Below are 18,564 nucleotides of genomic sequence, written 5' to 3'. Positions count from 1 at the left end.
GCTCAAACCGCGATCGGCTCGGGCGCCAGTTCGAGGCGCCTGCCCTCGAACGTCCGCCGCATCCGCCGGTCGTGGGTGACGACCACCAGCGCGCCGGGGTACTCCGACAGCGCCTGCTCCAACTCCTCCACCAGATCGGGGGCGAGATGGTTGGTCGGCTCGTCGAGCAGCAGCAGGTCGGTCCTGACCGTCACCAGCCTGGCCAGTTCGAGCCTGCGGCGCTGCCCGACGGACAACTCCCGGACCGGTTTGCGCAGATCCGCGGCACGAAACAGGCCCAGCGACAGCAGCCTCTCTGCGGCCTCCTCCTCGTCACCCTCCCCCGCGAACACCGCCAGGACGCTTCGAGCGTCGCCGTCGAGGCCGCCGTTCTGGTGCAGGAACCCGATCCGGCCCGCCCGGTCCGCCGAGCCGGTCGACGGAACGAGTTCACCCGCGAGCACCCGCATGAGCGTGGTCTTGCCCGCCCCGTTGGGACCGGTCACGAGCACTCGCTCCCCCGGCAGCACGCTGAGCGACGTCGGCGGCAGTCGTCCGGCCACCGACACGTTGTCCACCTTCACCACGTGCTGATCGGCTTCCGCGCCACCGGCGGCGATCCGCGCCGAGAACCGGAGTGGCCGCGGTGGCGGCGGAACCGGGTCGGCCTCCAGCCGCTGGATCCGCTCGCGGGCCGACCGGATGCGGCTCATCGCCCCGTGTGCCCGGGACCGGGCCCGGAACGCACCAGCCCCGCTGAAGGCCGCCGGGGCCTTGCGCGGGATCGCCGAGAACCGGTCGATGTTGGCGTCCGCCAGTGCCTCGTTCCGGGCCTTCTCCTGTTTCCATTCCTCGTATTCCCGGATCCACCGGGCTCGCGCGGCCTCCTTCGCCGCGAGGTAACCCGCGTAGCCGTTGCCGTGCCGGTGCACGGTCCGGCGGTCGGCGTCGACCTCGATGATCGTGGTGGTGACCCGGCTGAGGAACAGCCGGTCGTGGGTGATCGCGACGAGCCTGCCGCGATGCCCGCGAAGGTGGTTCTCCAGCCACGCGACGGCTTCGTCGTCGAGATCGTTGGTCGGCTCGTCCAGCAACAGCAGTTCCGGCGACGCGGCCAAGGTGGCGGCGAGGGCGAGCCGGGACCGCTGACCGCCGGACAGACTGCCCAGCGCGCGTCCGCGGTCGAGACCCGGCTGCCCGAGCCCGTGCAGTGCGACCTCCACCCTGGCGTCGGCCTCGTAACCACCGCGCGCTTCGTAGGCGGCCGTGAGATCGCTGTAGACGGCCAGGTCCCCAGCGGTCTCGAGCGCCTCCTCGGCCGCCCGCAGCCGGGATTCCAGTTCTCGGATGTCGGCCAGCGCGAGGTCGATCGCGTCCCCGACCGTGGCGGCGTCGGGCAGCTCCAGCGTCTGCGGGAAATAGCCGACGCCGCCGGGCGCGGTGACGGTCACCGTGCCGTTGTCCGCCTCTTCGCGGCCGGCGATCAGTCTCAGCAGGGTGGACTTGCCCGAGCCGTTGTCGCCGATGACGCCGGCCCTCTCCCCCGGTTTGACGGTGAAGCCGACCTGGTCGAGTACGACGTGGTCGTCGAAACGTCTGGTGACACCGGAGAGCACGAGTTGTGTTCCGGGATTTTGATGCGGGGTACGCATAAAGGCGTCCTCCTGATTCTCGGCGCGGCCGATCGCGATCGGGCAGGGAGGTTCCGCGCGCACGGCGAAGGAAAGGGCGCACGCGGAAGGACGCGGCCCGGCGGAGCGAAGGCTCTACGCCAGGGCCGCGTCGAAGACGAGAATCACAGGTAGAAGTAGAAAATCCCCATGACGAAGACGGTAGCGGGAGAACGCGGACGGGCAAAACGAATTAAAGGTTGTGTACGGGTTCACAGAGTGGTCTGTGTCCCCATACCGCGACAGTGGTACCCCGGTGATCCAGAATCGCAGCCGGAGGTTTTCGCGGTCTGAGGGAATGGGGTCCCCCGTGCACGGGTCCAGCGGTCCGATCGCCCGGTTCCGCCGACGGCTCTTTCCCGGACACAACTCGCTCGCGCGCGGCTCGGACCGCTTCGAAGCCCTCCTCCTGAAGCTCGTCATCCTCGCCGCACTCCTCGCCGTCCCGGTCGCGGCCGCAGCCGGCTCCGCCAACCACGGCAGGCAGGTCGCCGCGGCCGCCGCCGACGCGGCCGGACGTCAGGCCACCACCGCGTACCTGGTGAAGTCCGCGCCCATCCGCATCGTCGACAGCGAGAGCGTCGGGACCGACGATTCCACGACCGAGGTGACGCGGACCGACTCACGCGGTGCCCGGCACACCGGCGGTGTCCTCGCGACGCCCGGCAGTCCCGCCGGATCTCCCGTCCCGATCTGGCTGGACGCGCGCGGTGAGCCGACCGCCGCCCCGAGGACAGCGTCCACGGCCGTCTTCGATTCCGTGCTCGTCGGCCTCTGGCTGTGGTTCGCGGTGGTCGCCGCGCTGGCCCTGCTCTACCGGGTCGTCCGGCTGGTGCTGGACCGGCACCGGGCCGCGGCCTGGGAGCGCGCTTGGGCGGTGTACCCACGTTCCGGCTCTTGGCCCTGATTCCGGCGGCGAGGGCAAAGCGCCTCGGTTAGGGTGCCCGGATGCGCATCATGATCTCTGCGGACATGGAAGGCGCCACCGGCGTCACCTGGACCGAAGACGTCATCCCCGGCACCGAGCAGTGGCAGCGATTCCGGCGCCTGTTCACCGGCGACGTCAACGCCACCATCGCCGGTCTGTTCGACTCCGGTGCTACCGACATACTCGTCAACGAGGCGCATTCGTCCCAGCGGAACCTCCTGCTCGAAGACCTCGACGGCCGGGCGCGGATGCTCACCGGCAGGCACAAGCCACTCTCGATGATGCAGGGCATCGATACCGGCGTCGACGGGGTCGTCTTCCTCGGTTACCACGCCGGCGCCGGGTTCGACGGCGTCCTGTCCCACACGTACCTGGAGAACCAGATCACCGGGGTGTGGCTCGACGACGTCCCCGCCAGTGAAGGCAGGCTCAACGCCGCGATGGCCGCCGAATACGGCGTCCCGGTGCTGGTCGTCTCCGGTGACGACCAGGCCTGTGACGACGCCCAGGACTACGCGCCGGAGGCCGAACTGGTCACGGTGAAGGAGTGCGTCAGCCGCTACGCCGCGATCTGCCTGCCGCCTGCCAGGACCGCCGAACTGCTGTCCTCGGCCGCGGCGGACTCGATGAACCGGGCGGGGCGGGGCGAGCGGTTCACCACTCCGCACCGGATCGAGGTCGAGTTCGACGCGAGTCATCTCGCGCAGGCCGCGGCGGTGATCCCGACGGTGGAACAGATCGGTGTACGGCGGGTCGGCTTCGACGCGCCGGACATGACCGAAGCGATGAAGGCGTTCAAGATCGTCACGGCGATCGCGGCTGGGGCGGTGCAGGGTATCTATGGCTGAACTCGATGTCGTCGACGTTTGTTCGCAGTTGATCCGGTTCGACACCACGAACCGGGGCAACGGGGATTCCGAGGGCGAGCGCGACGCGGCCGAGTACGTCGCGTCGCTGCTGTCCGGGCTCGGGATCGGCTCGAAGATCATCGAGTCCGCACACCGGCGCGCGAACGTGATCGCGCGTGTCCCGGGCACCGACCCGAGCCTGCCCGCGCTGCTGGTGCAAGGGCATCTCGACGTCGTCCCGGCCGACGCCGCCGACTGGTCGGTGCCTCCGTTCTCGGGCGAGGTCCGCGACGGGTTCCTGTGGGGCCGCGGCGCGGTCGACATGAAGGACTTCTGCGCGATGGTCCTCGCCGCCCTCGCCTCCGGCGTCCGGCCGCGGCGGGACATCGTCCTGGCGTTCGTGGCCGACGAGGAGGACAAGGGCGAGTACGGCGCGCACTGGCTCGCCGCGGCACACCGGCATCTGTTCGACGGGTGCGCGGCCGCGATCAGCGAGTCGGGCGCCTACAGCTACCACGTCCCCGCCGCCGACGGCCGGACCGTGCGGCTCTATCCGGTGGCGACCGCCGAACGCGGCACCGCCCACCTCCGGTTGACCGCCAAGGGCCGCGCGGGGCACGGGTCGCGGCCGAACGACGAGAACGCGGTCACCCGGCTGGTCACCGCACTCGGCAAGATCGCCGCGCACCGCTGGCCGGTCCAGCTGACCCCGACGGTCCAGGCCTTTCTCGAACGCACCGGGGAGGCACTCGGCGTCCCGATCGATCTGTCCGATGTGGACGGAACGATCGCGCGGCTGGGCCCCGCCGGGGCTCTGGTGGTGCCGACCGTCCGCAACAGCACGACGCCGACCATGCTCGACGCCGGCTACAAGGTGAACGTGATCCCGAGCTCGGCCGAGGCCCAGGTGGACATCCGCGTCCTCCCCGGTACCGAGCCGGACCTGTTCGCCGAACTCGACGCGATGCTCGGCGAAGGCGTCGCCCGCGAGTTCGTCGCGCACCAGCCGCCGGTTCAGGCCCCGGTGGATTCGCCGTGGTTCGACGCGATGGCGGACGCGCTGCGATCGGAAGACCCTGAAGCCGTCGTGGTCCCCTATTGCATGGGTGGCGGGACGGACGCGAAGGCCTTCAGCCCGCTCGGGATCGACTGTTACGGCTTCGCGCCGCTGTGGCTGCCGGAAGGCTTCCCCTACCGCGCGATGGCGCACGGTGTCGACGAACGCGTCCCGGTCGAGGGCCTGCGGTTCGGCACACGCGTACTGCGGCACTTCCTGGCGAACTGCTGACGACCTCGTGAGTGGTAAGGACGGGGTGGACCGAACGGCCGGTTTCGCGTGACTGGACGGACACACGCGCCCGGCAGAAATTCGCCGCGTGTCGTCCATCCAGTCACGGGTGTCGTCCATCCAGTCACGCGAAACCGCCATCCACGCACCGGCAGGAACGTACCCAAAACACGGTTGGCTCCAACTGACAACGGCACGATGGCGTTGTACCGCAACGGAACATCCGTCGACGGGTTCTACGTCGATCCGGGTGATCCCTGGGCCGTCGCCGGCGAGCCCGAACCCGACCTGGCGTCCGTGACCGACCCGCGGGGTATCAAGATCGGCGGCAGTTTCCCGCAGGACACACGGGAAGGAAACCCGTGCGATTGCCGTCTGGACGAGCTGATGTTCCTCGACCGGGCCGTGCATCCGCTAAGGATCCGGTTGCAGTACCGCTGGGCCCGGCGCTGGGCCTCGCTTCATCCGAATTTCATGAAGGCCGCTTAACGTCGGCGGCGTGAGACCTCTGACTTCGCGCGTTCAGGCGGGCGTGCTCCTGATCGGCCTTGGTACGGCACTGTCGGCGTGCCGGGGTGGCCTTTCGGTTCCGCGTGCCGACTCTTCACCCACGACGCCCACGTCGTACACCGCCCCCTCGGTCCAGACCGAGACACTGACCGTGACGCCCTCGGCGCCGACCTCGTCGGCCGCTCCCGGCCTCGAGCCCGCGGCGATCGACCGGGTGTTCCAGGTCTACATGAACGGGCTGGCCAATCACGACATGACCGCGTTGCGCAGCGGCACCTGCCCGCGCCTGCGCGAGACACTGCTGGGGTTCGAGCTCCACGGGCATTACGTCGAGCGCTGGGAGATGCTGCCGTACTCCGTCCAGACCGGACAGGAGTTCGTGACCGTGCAGGCCAAGGTCACCCAGCGGAGCGCGCGGAACGGAAGGATGGCGGGCGACGTGGTCTACTCCTGGTACGTCGAACGGAACGAGGACACGAACTACTACGTATGTGGTTGGCTCGACTACCAGTGAGCCCGGGAGGCGCCCGGTGAACGAAGTCGCGCGACTGGCAGGGCAGGAACGGGCGGATTTCGCCGCGTTCCTGCGAACTCTGCCGCCCGTGTGCTGGGACGCGCCGACGTTGTGTTCGAAGTGGACGGTCCGGGAAGTGGTCACCCACGTCGTCGACTACGACGCATTGGGCTACCGCGATCTGCTTCGCCAGGCCGTACGCGGCGGGCTGCGACTCGACCGGATGAACGCGCTCGCTGTCGAACGGAAACCAGAGCGGACACCGGAAGAGCTGATCTCAAGGATCGAAGAGCACCTCGAACCACGCGGCCTGACCGCCGCTTTCGGCGGCCGGGTGGCGCTGCTCGACGGTCTCATCCACCAGCAGGACATCCGCCGCCCGCTGAGCCTTCCGCGCGAGGTGCCGCCCGATCGACTGCGCCACGCTTTGGCGTTCGCGCGCTTCGCCCCGCCGATCAAGGCAGGCTGGAGAGCACGCGGGCTCCGGCTCGTCGCGACGGACCTCGACTGGTCGGCCGGATCCGGACCGGAGGTCCACGGCCCCGGCGAGGCGCTCCTGATGGCGATCGCCGGACGGGACGCGGCACTCGGCGAGGTCTCCGGGCCCGGCGCGGCGATCGTCGCGTCCAGGATGGGTTCCCGCCGGGTCAGTCCGGAAAAGCGCCGGAAAGCACGGTGAAAGCGGAGTCCAGCCACTGACGGTGGTCCGCGACGAGATCCGCCAGTTCCTCTCCGGCGAGGCGGCGCCGGGTCGTCGCCACGGCGACGGTGCGGTACGCGGCGACGATCAGTGCGGCGACCAGTTCACCGTCGCCCGAGAACCGGATGTCACTCTCCAGCTCATCGGCCAGCTCTGCCTCGATCTCGTGCTCGAACTCGCGCAGCCGTGAGATGAGAGCGCGCGACCCGGCGACGGTACGCGCGTCGGCGACGAACTGTTCACCGTTCCCCGCGCGAGGTCGACCTGACCCGCAACGCCACTCACCACCCCACCTGCGAACCGCGCTTTCCCCAGTACATGAAGGCCCCCTTCCTTGCGCTAGGCCCAAGGAAGGGGCCTTGGTGTACTTAAGACGGGCATACACGGCGGGCCTGGGGCCACCGTCACACCGCCAGGATCACCCGGTCGGACCGGGTGTCCGTAGAATCCGGTGACGATGCGACGTTTCCGGTGGTGGTGGGGTGCTCTGGCGCTCACGTTCGTGGTGGTTCTCGTCGGGTTCATTGCCTTTACCGGGTCGGAAAGCCGCCCAGGGCAGCCGTCCCCGCGTCAGGGTCCACCGGGGACGGGGCCGCTGACGGTCGTCTCCATCGGCGACAGCACCGTGTCCGGCGAAGGCGCGGGCGACTACACGCCCACGACCAACGGTCAGGGTGGCAACTGGTGCCACCGCTCCCCCAACGCCTTCGTCGAGCAGATCAAGATTCCCGACGTCACCGCGCGCGTGAACCTCGCGTGTTCAGGGGCGCCTTCGGAGCAGATCGCCCTTGGCGAGGCGAAGCAGTGGACCGAGCCTTCGCAGGCTCAGCAGCTCGCGAACCTGATCAAGGACCATCGGGTCGCGGCGGTGGTGATCGCGATCGGCGCGAACGACGAGCCGAAGTTCTCCGCTCAAGTCAGCGAGTGCTTCAAGGCGTGGTTCTCGCCGCAGAATCCGCCGTGCAGCGAAGCACTCCGCACCACTTGGAAGTCCAAAGTGGACGCGATGGTGCCGAAGGTGACCAACGCCGTCGCCGACGTCAAGAAGGTGCTGGCACAGGCCGGCTACGTCCCGGCGGACTACCAGCTCGTGCTGATGTCGTACGCCTCGCCTGTCGGACCTCAGATCCCGGAGGTACTTCGCAGCCTCAACGGCTGCCCGTTCCGCACCGAGGATCTGGAGTGGATGCGGCGCGACGGCGTCTCCGTCCTGTCGGACGGGCTCAAGCAGGCGTCGAGGGCGAGCAGTGCGCGGTTCCTCGACCTTTCACGGGCGGGCGCGGGCCGCGAGGCATGCAGCAGCGACCCGGCGAACGAGTGGTTCAGCAGGCTGACGCTGCAGCTGCGCGACCTCGGCCAGGTGGACCGTGCGAGCCACGCGCTGCAGGAGTCTTTCCACCCCAACGCGAACGGGCACGCCCAGGTCGCGAACTGTCTCAACGAGTTCCTCGCCGCACGCGGCGGTAACGCGTCGTGCCTCTCCGGGCCCGACGGCAAACTGCACGCCGCGCCCGAAGTGATCGCCCGCTAGAGGTCGAGTGCGGCGCGCAACGCGATGTCGATGCGCTCTTGGACCTCTTGGTCGATCTCCGCGATCCTCTCGTCGAACCACGGCCGGTACAGGCGCGTGAGGTTCAGCGTGGAGACCCAATAGCGCGCGTCGACGGCGACACCGAGGATGTCCTGTGGATCACGGTCGAGCAGTTCGGTACCGAGCAGCCACGGCCGCTCGGATTCGTTCACCCCGTCCGAGGACAGCAGCACGACGGTGCGCTGCCGTGCCGGTTCGGTCGGGGGGTGATACGTCCAGACTTCACCCCTGTGCACGCAGATCCTTCTCCGCGGCGGTCAGCTCGGCCTCGTCCGATTCGGCGGACGGTGTGACCGGAGCGCGCTGCGGGGTGTACCCGGTGCGGACGGCTTCCCTGCGGGCTGCCTTGGACAACCACGACGAGACCGAGATCCCGTGTGCCTTGGCGGCCCGCTCGGCGAACTCGAGCGCACCGCTGTCGAGTGAAAGAGTGACCTTACGTGTTGCCATACCTTTTATCGTACCAGCGTCGCGCAAGTCCACCCCACTCTTCGAGAAAGCACTGCCGGAGGGCCCGGTCACAGCGTCGGCGAGCGACCTTCGAACGGTGTCGACAGCACCACCGTGGTCCGGGTCGAGACCTTGGCGGACTCGCGGATCCGGCGGAGCAGATCCTCCAGGCCGAGCGGCGAAGCCACCCGGACCAGGAGGATGTACGACTCGTCCCCGGCGACCGAGTAGCAGGACTCGATCTCCTTGATGTGCTCGAGACGCTGCGGGTAGTCGTCCGGGGCGGCGGGATCGTTCGGCGTCAGCGAGATCAGCGCCGTGAGCGGGAGGCCGATCTGCTCGCCGTCGAGCCGCGCGGTGTATCCGAGGATCACGCCGCGCTGCTCCAGCCGCCGCACCCGCTGGTGCACCGCCGACACCGAGAGTCCGACCCGCTCGGCGAGATCGGTGAAACTGCGTCGCCCGTCGGCCGCCAGTTCTCCCACGATCGCCTGGTCCAGCGGCTCAAGAGAACCGGTCATGCGTCGAGCACGATCAGGTCGTGCGGACGCTGGTTGACCGACTCGACGCCGTCCTCGGTGACCACGACGATGTCCTCGATGCGGGCGCCCCAGCGGCCCGGCTGGTAGATGCCGGGCTCGACACTGAAGGCCATACCCGGCTCGAGCGGCAGCGCGTTGCCCTTGATGATGTAGGGCTCCTCGTGCACGTCGAGGCCGATGCCGTGGCCGGTGCGGTGGATGAAGAACTCGCCGTAGCCGGCGCCGTCGATGATGTCGCGCGCGGCGGCGTCGATCTGCTCGGCGGTGACACCCGGGCGGACGGCCTCGACCGCGGCGCGCTGGGCACGCTGCAGGACCGCGTACGTCTCGGCGACGTCGGCGTCGCGCGGCTCGCCGACCGCGTAGGTGCGGGTGGAGTCGGAGTTGTAGCCCTCCGCGATCGGGCCGCCGATGTCGACCACGACGACGTCACCGCGCTCGATGACCCGCTCGGAAACGTCGTGGTGCGGGCTGGCGCCGTTGGGGCCCGAGCCGACGATCACGAAGTCCGCGTGGGTGTGGCCCTCTTCGACGATCGCGGCGGTGATGTCCGCGCCGACCTCGGCCTCGGTCCGGCCCGGCCGCAGCCACTCGTGGACCCGGGCGTGGACGCGATCGATGGCCGCGCCCGCGTCACGCAGCGCCTGGATTTCGGCCGCGTCCTTGCGCATCCGCAGTTCGCGCACGATCGGACCGGCGAGCGTCTGGTCGGCGTCGCCGAGCGCGCCGCGGAAGGCGAGCACGTGCAGCGCCGGGGTGAAGTCACTGACCGCGACCCGGCCTGGCTTGCCAAGCCTGTCGGCGACCAGTTCGTAGGCGTTGTCCCCGTCGACCCAGGTGATGACCTCGATGCCGAGCTCCTCGGCCGGGACATCGGCGTAGCCGGGAGCCTCCAGCTTCGGCAGCACCAGCGCCGGGGCGCCGTCGGCCGGGATCACGAGAGTGGTCAGCCGCTCGAAGGAGCCCCCGGCCTGTCCGATCAGGTAGCGCAGGTCCGAGCCGGGCGCGATGAGCAGGGCGTCGGTGTCCGCGGCGGCCGCCGCGGCACGGGCCCGGTCGAGGCGGGCGCGGAGGCCGGCGACATCGGGGGCTGGGTGGTGCAGGGAACGGCGCGACATGACGCCGAGCCTAGTCGGTCCGCGCCCCTTGGCTCACCAGCCGGTCACCCCCGATCGGGGCGGGGTCGTCGAGTCCCCGCCAGACCGGGAAGATCGCCGGGAAGGTGGTGGCGATCAGGTACAGGCCACCGAACGTCGCGAGCGCGCCGACGAGTCCGACGCCGTCCAGCAGCAGCCCCGCCGCCATCGAGCCGAGTGGCATCGCGGCGAGCACTCCGCCGACGAGGAGACTGAGCACGCGGCCGCGGACGGCTTCCGGCACCCGTTCGTAGACCACCGGCAGCAGGATCGGGTTGAGCGCGCCCGCCCCTGTCCCGGCGACCGCCAGGCCCACGAGCAGGAGCACCGGCGTGGGTTCCAGCGCCAGGAGGACGAACCTCGGCGCGCCCTCGATGGCGACCGCGACCAAGATCGCCGAACGTCGCGAGAACCGATGACCTATCCAGCCGTAGAGCGCCGAACCGAGCAGCGCGCCCACCGCGACCGCGGTGATCATCGCGCCGATCAGGGCGGTGCTGTGCAGGACCTGATCGCCGTACGCCGGATACAGGACTCCGAGCAGTCCGAAATCGAGACTGTTGGTGAGCATCAGCATGCCGACGATCGCACGCAGCACGCCGTCGCGTTTCACGTACCCGAGCCCTTCCCGCAATTCCTTGAGGTATCCGCCCGACGACGGTCTCGGCGGACCGGCGGCCGCGGGAATCAGGGCGAACACCAGCGACGCGGACAGCAGGAGCGCGCCGGCGTCGACGAACAGCACCGGAATCGGCCCGATCAGCGCGATCAGCGCGCCCGCCGCGGGGCCGCCCAGCATCCGGCCGGTCCGCATCGCGGCTTCGACGGCGCTCGCGGCCCGGCTCGTGCGGACCCTGCCCGCTTTGGCGACTCCCGCGAGCAAGACCTGTTTCGCGGTGTCGGCGGGCCCACGGGACACACCCATCACGAACGACAGCGCGATCAGTCCTGGCAGGCTGAGCCCTGTCGTGTTCAGGGCGAGCGGGATCAGCACCACCGTGACGGTGGTCAGCAGGTCCGCGCCGACGCTGGCCCGGCGCGTGCCGACCCGGTCCACGATCGGCCCGCCCAGCAACGCGGCGACCATCAGCCCCAGCACTTCGGCCGCGGTGACGAGGCCGGTCTTCGTGCCGCTGCCGGTGCTCTGCAGGACGTACCAGGGAATCGCGATCAGCGTCATCACCACCCCGGCCGAGGAGAACCCCGAAGCCGCGACCAGTGCCCCCAGCGGCAACCTGCTCATGGGTGTTCCGGCCGCGATCGCCTCGGGAAGGCCCCCCAGTGAACGCGGACCTGGGTGTCACCCTCCTTCTCGGGACGTCGGTAGCGGTCGATGACCTCGAGGATCTCGTCGCTCAGCGCGGCGGTCTCGTCAGGCGTCAGCGAGAGCGGCGAGTCGTGGAAACTGACCTTATCGATCCACTCGTCGGCCCAGTCCCGTACCTCGGCGACGAAGTGCGCTTCGGCGGCGTAGCGCCGCTCGACCATCGTGTGCGCGTAGGCGTTGAGAGGGCCGGCGAGATCCGGGTCGTCGATGAAGTCCTCGGCGTGCAGTCGATCGCCTTCATGGACGGCCTTCCACCACCGGTCGCGTCTGCTGCCGCGTTCGGCGTCGTCCGTGATCAGGCCGCATTCGGCCAGCTGCCGCAGATGCCAGCTCGTGGTCCCCGAACTCTCTCCCACCCGCTTCGCCAGCCCGGATGCCGTCGCCGGGCCGTCCTCCCGCAGCAGTTCCAGGATCCTGACCCGCAGCGGATGCGACAACGCTCGCAGAAGGCGGCCGTCGATCCGCGCGAGATACCTCTCGCTCTTCCCCATGGTCCGACCCTACAATCGCAGAGAAACCTTTGCAAAGAGTCTCTGCAATTGCACGTTCAGGTTTTGGCGAATCCGGAGTTTGACCTCTAGCAAGGTTAAGGTTTTACGGTCTGCGACATGACAACTGCCGCGCCCTACAACCTCGCCGTCGTGATCAGCAGCGTCCGCGAAGGACGCTTCGCTCCCGTAGTCGCGAAGTGGTTCCTTGATCACGCCAAACAACGCGAAGACGTCAACCTGTCCGTCATCGACCTCGCCGAAACCCCCGACGGCCTCTCGCCCGGCGTCGCAGCCGCAGACGCCGTCGTGGTGATCGTCCCCGAGTACAACCACAGCTACCCCGGCCCGTTCAAGACCGCCCTCGACAACACCAGCCGCGAATGGCACGGCAAACCGGTCGCCTTCGTTTCCTACGGCGGGATCTCCGGCGGCCTGCGCGCGGTCGAGCACCTGCGTCCGGTCTTCGCCGAACTCCACGCCGTGACGATCCGCGAGACCGTGAGCTTCCCCTACGCCTGGAACAACTTCGGGCCCGACGGCGCACATATGGACGCCGACGGCGCCGATCTCGCGGCCACCACACAGCTGAACCAGCTGAGCTGGTGGGCGCAGGCTCTGCGCGACGCACGTCAGGCCCGGCCCTACGCCGCCTGACCGGTGTCCGTGGAGGACTCGGCTGGGGGTCGGGTCCTTCACGGACATTCGGGCCGGAACGTGGCAGGCTGTCCGCGTGACCGGACCTCTCGCCCTCCTTGATTCCGCGAGCCTCTACTTCCGCTCGTTCTACGCACTGCCCGAGTCGATGACCGCCCCGGACGGGACGCCGGTCAACGCCGTGCGCGGGTTCACCGACACCGTCGCGCGGATCCTCGTCGACCGGCGGCCCGCCCGGCTCGTGGCGTGCCTGGACGCGGACTGGCGGCCGAAGTTCCGCACCGACCTGCTGCCCAGCTACAAGGCACACCGCGTGGCCGAAGAGGTCCCGGAGGGCGGCGACGTCGAAGAGGTGCCGGACACACTCACGCCACAGGTGCCGATCATCCTGGAACTGCTGGAGGCCTTCGGGCTCGCGACGGCCGAGGCCGCCGGGTACGAGGCCGACGACGTCATCGGCGCGCTCGCGATCCGCGAGAAGAGGTCACTGGTCGAGGTCATCACCGGTGACCGTGACCTGTTCCAGCTGGTACGCCACGAACCGACGCCCGCGGTCGTCATCTACGTCGGCAAGGGCTGGAACAAGGCCGAGATCCTCGGCCCGGACGAGCTCGCCGAGAAGTACGGGATCCCGGCGGGGAACGCGGGCCCCGGGTACGCCGACATGGCCGCGCTGCGCGGGGACCCGTCGGACGGGCTGCCCGGCGTGGCCGGGATCGGTGAGAAGACCGCGGCGAAACTGATCACCCAGTTCGGTTCGTTGCAGGAACTCATCGAGGCGTCCAACGCCGGGGACTCGCGCGTGCCGCTCAAGACGCGACTGCGACTGACCGACGCCGCCGACTATCTCGCGGTCGCGCCGACCGTCGTCCGGGTCGCCGCCGACGCGCCGGTCGAGCAGTCCCGGCCGGACACCGTGCCGTCCGAGCCCGCCGACCCGGACAAGGTCGCGGAACTGGCGGAGCGCTGGAACCTCGGTCGTTCGGTGGAGCGTCTGCTGGCCGCGCTCCCCAAGTCTTGAGCAACACCGAGACCGACCCGGCCGAACTGCTGTGCCGGGGCCGGCCGGGCGACGGCGTCACCGTGCTGACCCCGCGCGAGGTCCCGCTCGGCGGGCCGCGCGCGCTCCGCGTCCGCCGGACACTTCCGCAACGGCGGCGGTCCCTGATCGGCGCGTGGTGTTTCGCCGACCACTACGGACCGCAGGACGTGTCGGAATCGGGCGGGATGGACGTCGCGCCGCATCCGCACACCGGGCTGCAGACCGCGAGCTGGCTGTTCAGCGGCGAGATCGAGCACCGCGACAGCATCGGCACGCGTGCCTTGGTCCGGCCAGGTGAACTCAACCTGATGACCGCGGGGCACGGCATCGCGCACTCGGAGGTGTCCACACCGGACACTTCGACACTGCACGGCGTCCAGCTGTGGATCGCGTTACCGGACGAACACCGCGACACCGCACGGGATTTCCGGCACTACGCGCCGCCGCTGCGCCGGCTGGACGGCGCCACCGCGCGGGTCTTCCTCGGCAGCCTCGCCGGGACCACGTCACCGGTCCCGCCGTTCACTCCCCTGCTGGGCGCCGAACTCACCGTGGAGCCCGGGTCGGCCGTGATCCTCGACGTCGACCCGGCCTTCGAACACGGTGTCCTGCAGGACATCGGCTCCGTCACCGTCGCCGGAACCGCGCTGGGCACCGGGGAACTCGCCTACCTCGCCCCCGGTCCTGGACGACTGGAACTGGCCAACCATGGCGGCGAAGCGGCCCGGGTACTCCTCCTCGGCGGGACCCCGTTCACCGAGGAACTCGTCATGTGGTGGAACTTCGTCGGCCGAAGCCACGAGGAGATCGCCGAGTACCGCGAGGCGTGGCAGGCGCAGGCGGATCGGTTCGGCCGGGTGGAGGGCTATGAGGGCACCATGGCGTGGTTGCCCGCACCCACGCTGCCGCGGGTGCGGATCAAACCCCGTCGCGACCCGGCTTAGAAGAACGTCCCGCACCACGGAGCACGCACGGTGTGGAACAGCGCGTCGGCACGGGTGACCGCCGCCTCGTCCAGCACCTCGACACGGCCAGTCGTCACCAGGTCGCTGACGAGGCCGTGGCCGAGGTACAGCGACGCCAAGGTGTCGACGTCCAACCTCAGGTCCGCTTCGGCGGTGGTGCGATCCACGCCGCTCGGGCCGACGGCGTAGCGGCCGTTGTTGTCCGGTAGCTGCCTGTCGAGCACTTCCAGCACCACGGCTTCGGCGGTTCCGTAGGTGCGCGCCTGCAGCGCGGCGAGCACGTCGACGAGCCGCACCCACAGGTCGTCGGTGACCTCGGTGGTGTTCACCGCACGTGGATCGGTGAGCAGTCCGGCGATCGGCTCGTCCACCGGTCGGCCTCGTCCGGCGACGGCCGAGACCAGGTCGATCGACAGCAGGAAACGCCACAGTCCCGCCCAAGCCCGCGGTGTCGCGGCGTGCAGTTCACGGATGTCGAGCAGCGCACCGCGCTCCGGCGCCTGCCGATCGCGCATGTCGACGGTCTGGTAGACGACGAAGCCGTCCTCGCCGTCCGGTCCACTGTGGACGGCCGCACGGTAGCCGCCGTCCCCGGTGACGATCCGGCCGAAGAAACCAGGCCACCACATCTCGGGACGGGCGGCGAAACCCGGCCGTTCGCCCGCGAACCGGCCGTACAGAGCGGGAACGCGCTCGACCGCCTCGGCAGGGGTGAGGAAACGGACCACGCCGTCGCGCCCCACACCGTCACGGAGTTCGGCCCGGGGGCGCTCGACGAGAACACCCTTCCCGTAGGTGGCCGCGCTGTAGCCGAAGCGGCCGTAGATGACGCCTTCCGAAGCATGCAACGCGGCGAGCGGGACACCACGCGCGGCGATGTCTTTTAGCTGGGTGGCCATCATCGCGGTGAGGATGCCGCGGCGGGTCCAGTCGGCGCGGACGGCGATCCCGTCGACGGCGGCGGTCGCGAGCTTCCGTCCACCTGGGACGGTGAGCTCGGTGTGGAAGGAACTGGCGATCCCCACCGGGGTGCCGTGAGCGTCGAACGCGGCGAATTTCCCGGCCGCGGGCCAGGTCGGAGCCATCTTGGCCCAGGCTTCGTCCGAAATCGGCTTGGCGTGCAAGGCCTGTTCGAGCAGTTCGAGACAGGCGCGTTGTTCACCTTCGGCCACGGCACGTACGTGGAATTCGCTCATGGCAGGGATCCTGCCGCCCGGAACCGGCGAATCCCAACCGGTTTTCAGCCGGGTGCGCCGACTTCGTAGCGGCCGTCCTCACCGGTGACGGTGATCGTGACGGTCTTGCCCTCCCCGCCGACCTGGACGGTGCAGCTGAACGTGCTGCCGTCCTTGACCGTCTGGTTCGACGGGCAGAGCACCTCACCGACGTCGCGGATCTGGTAAGTCTCGGTGAGGACCTTTTTCACGTCCGCCTGCATGGTCCTGGGGTCGAAGACTCTGCCCGGAGCGCTGGAGGAGGACGAACCGCCCGACGTGCTGCTCGTGACCGGCGTGCTCGTCGTCGGCGGGACCGTGACGGTCTTCGTCGCCGGCGCGGGTGCGGGTGCCGGAGTGTCCGAACACGCCGACAGCACCGCGGAAGCGGCACAGCACAGAACGACCGTCGCGACGGCTCGCCTGCTCAAGCTTCTCCACCCCCACCGAACGTGATCTTCCAGCGTCAGAAGAAGGTACCGCACCAGGGGTTCGCTCGCGTGCTGAACAGCAGGTCCGCACGCTCCAGCGCGGACTCGCCGGTCGCGCGGACGCGTCCTGCGGTCGCGAGATCCGACGCGCGCCAGCCGCCAAGGTAAAGCATCGACAGGGTATCGGCGTCCAGTCCGAGGTCCGCCGGGTCCGTGGTGCGGGCGACGCCGTCCTCGGAGAGGCGGTAGCGGCCGGAGTTGTGCTCCAGGAAGGGATCGTTCACCTCGATGACGACCGGTTCACCGCGGTAGGTCCGGGCGCCGAGCATCTTGGCCACGTCGACCAGCCGGAGCCAGCCTTCGTCCTGGGTCTTCTGCACCGTCGCGTGGCGCGGGTCGGTGAACAGCAACTCGACCGGTTCGTCGAGCGGCCGTTTCTCGGCGGTGATGCGGTCGACCAGATCCACGGAAAGCAGGTATCGCCACAGCCCGGCGAACGCGTCGGGACTCGTGTGATGGAAGGACTGGATCTTCATCTGCGTCGGGGCGCCGGAATGGGCCCGCTCGACGGTGTAGGTGACGTAGCCGTCGACCCCGTCCGGGCCACGGTGCACAGCGGTCGCGATCGGAGTGGTCGCCCGGCGCGCCTCACGAACGTAGCCCGGCCACAGATTCGGGCTCCGCGCGATCATGCCCGGGCGGGTACGCGGGAGGGCGTCGAAGAGCGACGGCCACTGCTCGATGGTGCCTTCCAGATCCAGCAACGAGATCTGCCCACCGGCCGGGACCTCGGGGCGGAACCGGGCCCGGTGCCTGTCGACCTCGATCGACTTGCCCCGCGCTGCGATGCCGTAGCCGAACCGGCCGTAGATCGCGCCTTCGGACGCGTGCAGCATCGCCGCGGGGAAACCGCGGGCGGCGAAATCCTCGAACTGCGCGCGCATCAACGCCGTCAGCACGCCACGGCGAGTGCGGTCGGCGCGGACACCGACGAGACTGACCGCGGCGAGCGGCCTGGTGCCACCGCCGGGCAGGGTCACTTCCGAATCGAAGGACCGGACGGTGCCGATCAGTTCCGGGTCGAACGCGCCCAAGCCACGTTCCGGCTGGGACGACACCGCGGCGGCCGACCACTCCTCGTCGGTCAGCTCCTTGACGTGCAAGGCCCGCCTGAACAGATCCAACGCCGCCCGGTCTTCATCGGACCGGAGCGGCCGCACTGAGAAGTCGCTCATGGGACGATCATGCAGGATCGACCGCCCCGAGCGCCCGTCGTTTACTTGGCGGTGGCGGGAGGTGAGACCTCGTAGTTGCCGGTGTCACCCTTCACGGTGATCGGCACCTCCTGGGGCTTGCCCTCGATCGTGGCGGTGCAGGTGAACTTCACGCCGTCCTTGACCTCCTGGCCCGACGGGCAGGAGACCGCGCTGATCTCCTTGATCCCGTAGGTCTCGGTGAGCAGCTTCTGCACGTCGGTCTGCATCTGCGTGTTGTTGAAGACCTGGGTGTTGAACCAGCCCGGCGTGACAAACCCGAGGATGCCGACCGCGGCGATGATCACCACGAGCGCGCCGATCCCGATGAACAGGCCCTTCTTGGGCTTCGGCTTGTCCTGCGCCTCGCCCTGGGTGCCCTGGAGCTGGCCCTGGCCGTACTCGTACTGGCCCTGCTGCTGCGGCTGCCCGTACTGCGGCTGCTGCTGAGGTCCGCTCTGTGGGTAGCCGGGCTGCTGCTGAGGTCCACTCTGCGGGTAACCCGGCTGCTGGCCGTACTGCGGCTGCTGTTGACCCCACTGCTGCTGCGTCTGGGAGGGGTCGTAGCCGGGCTGCTGACCGGTCTGTGGATACCCCGGCTGCTGCTGGGACGGGTCGTAGGGCGCGGGCTGCTGGCCCCACTGGGGCTGTTGCTGCTGCGTCTGCGACGGGTCGTACTGCGGCTGCTGACCCCATTGCGGTTGCTGCTGCGGCCCGCTCGGCGGTTGAGCGCCGCCCGGCTGTTGCCCGTAGCCCGGCTGCTGCCCCCATTGGGGCTGCTGCTGCGGGTCGTTGCCGCCATACGGCGTGCTCATCGTTTCGCCTCCGCCTTCTCCGCCATCGTCACCGGCCGGTATCACCTGGCCGTCGTGGGCGATCCAACCACAGGTCGGCGCCTCTGCCCACTGTTCCCGGGTGGTGTCGGTACAACTCGACGCGACCGTGCTCACACCAGTGGAGGCATCGAATCCGCCGGTCAGCCCAACGCCTCGTGAGTGGCAGGGACGGTTCTAACCGTCCTTTCGCCTCGG

Annotated in this window: 23 protein-coding genes; 12 read left to right on the top strand and 11 right to left on the bottom strand. The window is 69.4% G+C overall.

All coding sequences use genetic code 11. From position 1 onward, the window contains the following. Window positions 1-2: 2 nt before the first annotated feature. Window positions 3-1,631 carry a ribosomal protection-like ABC-F family protein gene (gene abc-f, locus ACM6LU_RS18635; RefSeq protein ID WP_414938973.1) on the bottom strand — a complete coding sequence of 543 codons (1,629 nt, stop codon included), beginning with the start codon at window positions 1,629-1,631 and terminating at the stop codon, window positions 3-5. Between the two features lie 328 nt (window positions 1,632-1,959). Between abc-f and ACM6LU_RS18630 the strand changes: the two genes are divergently transcribed. From ACM6LU_RS18630 to ACM6LU_RS18595, 8 genes are all read left to right on the top strand, one after another. Then, window positions 1,960-2,556, top strand: a complete 597-nt coding sequence (locus tag ACM6LU_RS18630) for a hypothetical protein (protein WP_414938972.1) — start codon at window positions 1,960-1,962, stop codon at window positions 2,554-2,556. A 41-nt stretch (window positions 2,557-2,597) separates the two neighbouring features. Beyond that, entirely contained in the window at window positions 2,598-3,425 is an 828-nt protein-coding gene (locus tag ACM6LU_RS18625) for a M55 family metallopeptidase (RefSeq protein ID WP_414938971.1), read from the top strand. Continuing rightward, entirely contained in the window at window positions 3,418-4,713 is a 1,296-nt protein-coding gene (locus ACM6LU_RS18620) for a M20/M25/M40 family metallo-hydrolase (protein WP_414938970.1), read from the top strand. Before ACM6LU_RS18625 ends, ACM6LU_RS18620 begins: the two co-directional genes overlap by 8 nt. 174 nt (window positions 4,714-4,887) lie before the next feature. Beyond that, window positions 4,888-5,202, top strand: coding sequence for a hypothetical protein (locus tag ACM6LU_RS18615; protein ID WP_414938969.1), 315 nt, complete (start codon window positions 4,888-4,890; stop codon window positions 5,200-5,202). Between the two features lie 10 nt (window positions 5,203-5,212). Next, window positions 5,213-5,737, top strand: a complete 525-nt coding sequence (locus ACM6LU_RS18610; RefSeq protein ID WP_414938968.1) for a hypothetical protein — start codon at window positions 5,213-5,215, stop codon at window positions 5,735-5,737. Window positions 5,738-5,753: 16 nt separating this feature from the next. Further along, the gene (locus tag ACM6LU_RS18605) at window positions 5,754-6,416 is read left to right on the top strand and encodes a maleylpyruvate isomerase family mycothiol-dependent enzyme (RefSeq protein ID WP_414938967.1); all 663 of its coding nucleotides are present in this window, start codon (window positions 5,754-5,756) and stop codon (window positions 6,414-6,416) included. 22 nt (window positions 6,417-6,438) lie between these two features. Then, window positions 6,439-6,627, top strand: a complete 189-nt coding sequence (locus ACM6LU_RS18600; RefSeq protein WP_414938966.1) for a hypothetical protein — start codon at window positions 6,439-6,441, stop codon at window positions 6,625-6,627. 267 nt (window positions 6,628-6,894) lie between these two features. Further along, window positions 6,895-7,968, top strand: coding sequence for a GDSL-type esterase/lipase family protein (locus tag ACM6LU_RS18595; protein WP_414938965.1), 1,074 nt, complete (start codon window positions 6,895-6,897; stop codon window positions 7,966-7,968). On the opposite strand, the gene ACM6LU_RS18590 is transcribed toward ACM6LU_RS18595, so the two are convergent. The 6 genes from ACM6LU_RS18590 to ACM6LU_RS18565 form a co-directional block, all read right to left on the bottom strand. Beyond that, window positions 7,965-8,264: a hypothetical protein gene (locus ACM6LU_RS18590; RefSeq protein WP_409491416.1), complete on the bottom strand. Its 300-nt coding sequence runs from the start codon at window positions 8,262-8,264 to the stop codon at window positions 7,965-7,967. The genes ACM6LU_RS18595 and ACM6LU_RS18590 overlap by 4 nt on opposite strands. Continuing rightward, window positions 8,251-8,478 carry a hypothetical protein gene (locus tag ACM6LU_RS18585; protein ID WP_409491415.1) on the bottom strand — a complete coding sequence of 76 codons (228 nt, stop codon included), beginning with the start codon at window positions 8,476-8,478 and terminating at the stop codon, window positions 8,251-8,253. Before ACM6LU_RS18585 ends, ACM6LU_RS18590 begins: the two co-directional genes overlap by 14 nt. A gap of 68 nt (window positions 8,479-8,546) precedes the next feature. Beyond that, complete coding sequence (locus tag ACM6LU_RS18580; RefSeq protein ID WP_007035424.1) at window positions 8,547-8,999, bottom strand: Lrp/AsnC family transcriptional regulator; 453 nt, start codon at window positions 8,997-8,999, stop codon at window positions 8,547-8,549. Beyond that, window positions 8,996-10,138 (bottom strand): M24 family metallopeptidase, encoded by a 1,143-nt coding sequence (locus tag ACM6LU_RS18575; RefSeq protein ID WP_414938964.1) that lies wholly within the window; start codon window positions 10,136-10,138, stop codon window positions 8,996-8,998. Before ACM6LU_RS18575 ends, ACM6LU_RS18580 begins: the two co-directional genes overlap by 4 nt. A 10-nt stretch (window positions 10,139-10,148) precedes the next feature. Beyond that, the gene (locus ACM6LU_RS18570; protein WP_414938963.1) at window positions 10,149-11,399 is read right to left on the bottom strand and encodes an MFS transporter; all 1,251 of its coding nucleotides are present in this window, start codon (window positions 11,397-11,399) and stop codon (window positions 10,149-10,151) included. Further along, window positions 11,396-11,974, bottom strand: coding sequence for an ArsR/SmtB family transcription factor (locus ACM6LU_RS18565; RefSeq protein ID WP_414938962.1), 579 nt, complete (start codon window positions 11,972-11,974; stop codon window positions 11,396-11,398). Before ACM6LU_RS18565 ends, ACM6LU_RS18570 begins: the two co-directional genes overlap by 4 nt. A 117-nt stretch (window positions 11,975-12,091) precedes the next feature. On the opposite strand from ACM6LU_RS18565, the gene ACM6LU_RS18560 reads away from it, so the two are divergent. The 3 genes from ACM6LU_RS18560 to ACM6LU_RS18550 all read left to right on the top strand — a co-directional run bounded on the left by ACM6LU_RS18560 (window position 12,092) and on the right by ACM6LU_RS18550 (window position 14,614). After that, window positions 12,092-12,628: an NADPH-dependent FMN reductase gene (locus tag ACM6LU_RS18560; RefSeq protein ID WP_414938961.1), complete on the top strand. Its 537-nt coding sequence runs from the start codon at window positions 12,092-12,094 to the stop codon at window positions 12,626-12,628. A gap of 76 nt (window positions 12,629-12,704) precedes the next feature. Continuing rightward, the gene (locus tag ACM6LU_RS18555) at window positions 12,705-13,649 is read left to right on the top strand and encodes a 5'-3' exonuclease (protein WP_414938960.1); all 945 of its coding nucleotides are present in this window, start codon (window positions 12,705-12,707) and stop codon (window positions 13,647-13,649) included. Continuing rightward, complete coding sequence (locus ACM6LU_RS18550) at window positions 13,646-14,614, top strand: pirin family protein (protein WP_414938959.1); 969 nt, start codon at window positions 13,646-13,648, stop codon at window positions 14,612-14,614. The genes ACM6LU_RS18555 and ACM6LU_RS18550 overlap by 4 nt, the downstream gene beginning before the upstream one ends. Here the strand turns inward: ACM6LU_RS18550 and ACM6LU_RS18545 are convergent. Beyond that, complete coding sequence (locus tag ACM6LU_RS18545; protein ID WP_414938958.1) at window positions 14,611-15,831, bottom strand: GNAT family N-acetyltransferase; 1,221 nt, start codon at window positions 15,829-15,831, stop codon at window positions 14,611-14,613. The genes ACM6LU_RS18550 and ACM6LU_RS18545 overlap by 4 nt on opposite strands. Window positions 15,832-15,875: 44 nt before the next feature. Beyond that, window positions 15,876-16,061, bottom strand: a complete 186-nt coding sequence (locus tag ACM6LU_RS18540) for a DUF4333 domain-containing protein (protein WP_414938957.1) — start codon at window positions 16,059-16,061, stop codon at window positions 15,876-15,878. 10 nt (window positions 16,062-16,071) lie between these two features. Here ACM6LU_RS18540 and ACM6LU_RS18535 point away from each other — a divergent pair, with 10 nt between their 5' ends. Further along, on the top strand, window positions 16,072-16,305 hold the full coding sequence (locus ACM6LU_RS18535; protein ID WP_414938956.1) for a hypothetical protein: 234 nt from the start codon (window positions 16,072-16,074) through the stop codon (window positions 16,303-16,305). A gap of 10 nt (window positions 16,306-16,315) precedes the next feature. Here the strand turns inward: ACM6LU_RS18535 and ACM6LU_RS18530 are convergent, their stop codons facing one another. Both ACM6LU_RS18530 and ACM6LU_RS18525 read right to left on the bottom strand, forming a co-directional pair. Beyond that, window positions 16,316-17,515 (bottom strand): GNAT family N-acetyltransferase, encoded by a 1,200-nt coding sequence (locus ACM6LU_RS18530; RefSeq protein WP_414938955.1) that lies wholly within the window; start codon window positions 17,513-17,515, stop codon window positions 16,316-16,318. Window positions 17,516-17,556: 41 nt separating this feature from the next. Then, a complete protein-coding gene (locus tag ACM6LU_RS18525; protein WP_414938954.1) occupies window positions 17,557-18,348 on the bottom strand; it encodes a DUF4333 domain-containing protein in 792 nt (263 codons plus the stop codon). Window positions 18,349-18,564 lie beyond the last annotated feature (216 nt).

Origin of the sequence: Amycolatopsis sp. cmx-11-51, from assembly GCF_047608665.1 — a bacterium.
In the GTDB taxonomy this organism is placed as follows: Bacteria; Actinomycetota; Actinomycetes; order Mycobacteriales; family Pseudonocardiaceae; genus Amycolatopsis.
The sequence above is the reverse complement of the archived record's forward strand: the minus strand, read 5'-3'. Positions and strand labels throughout refer to the sequence as shown.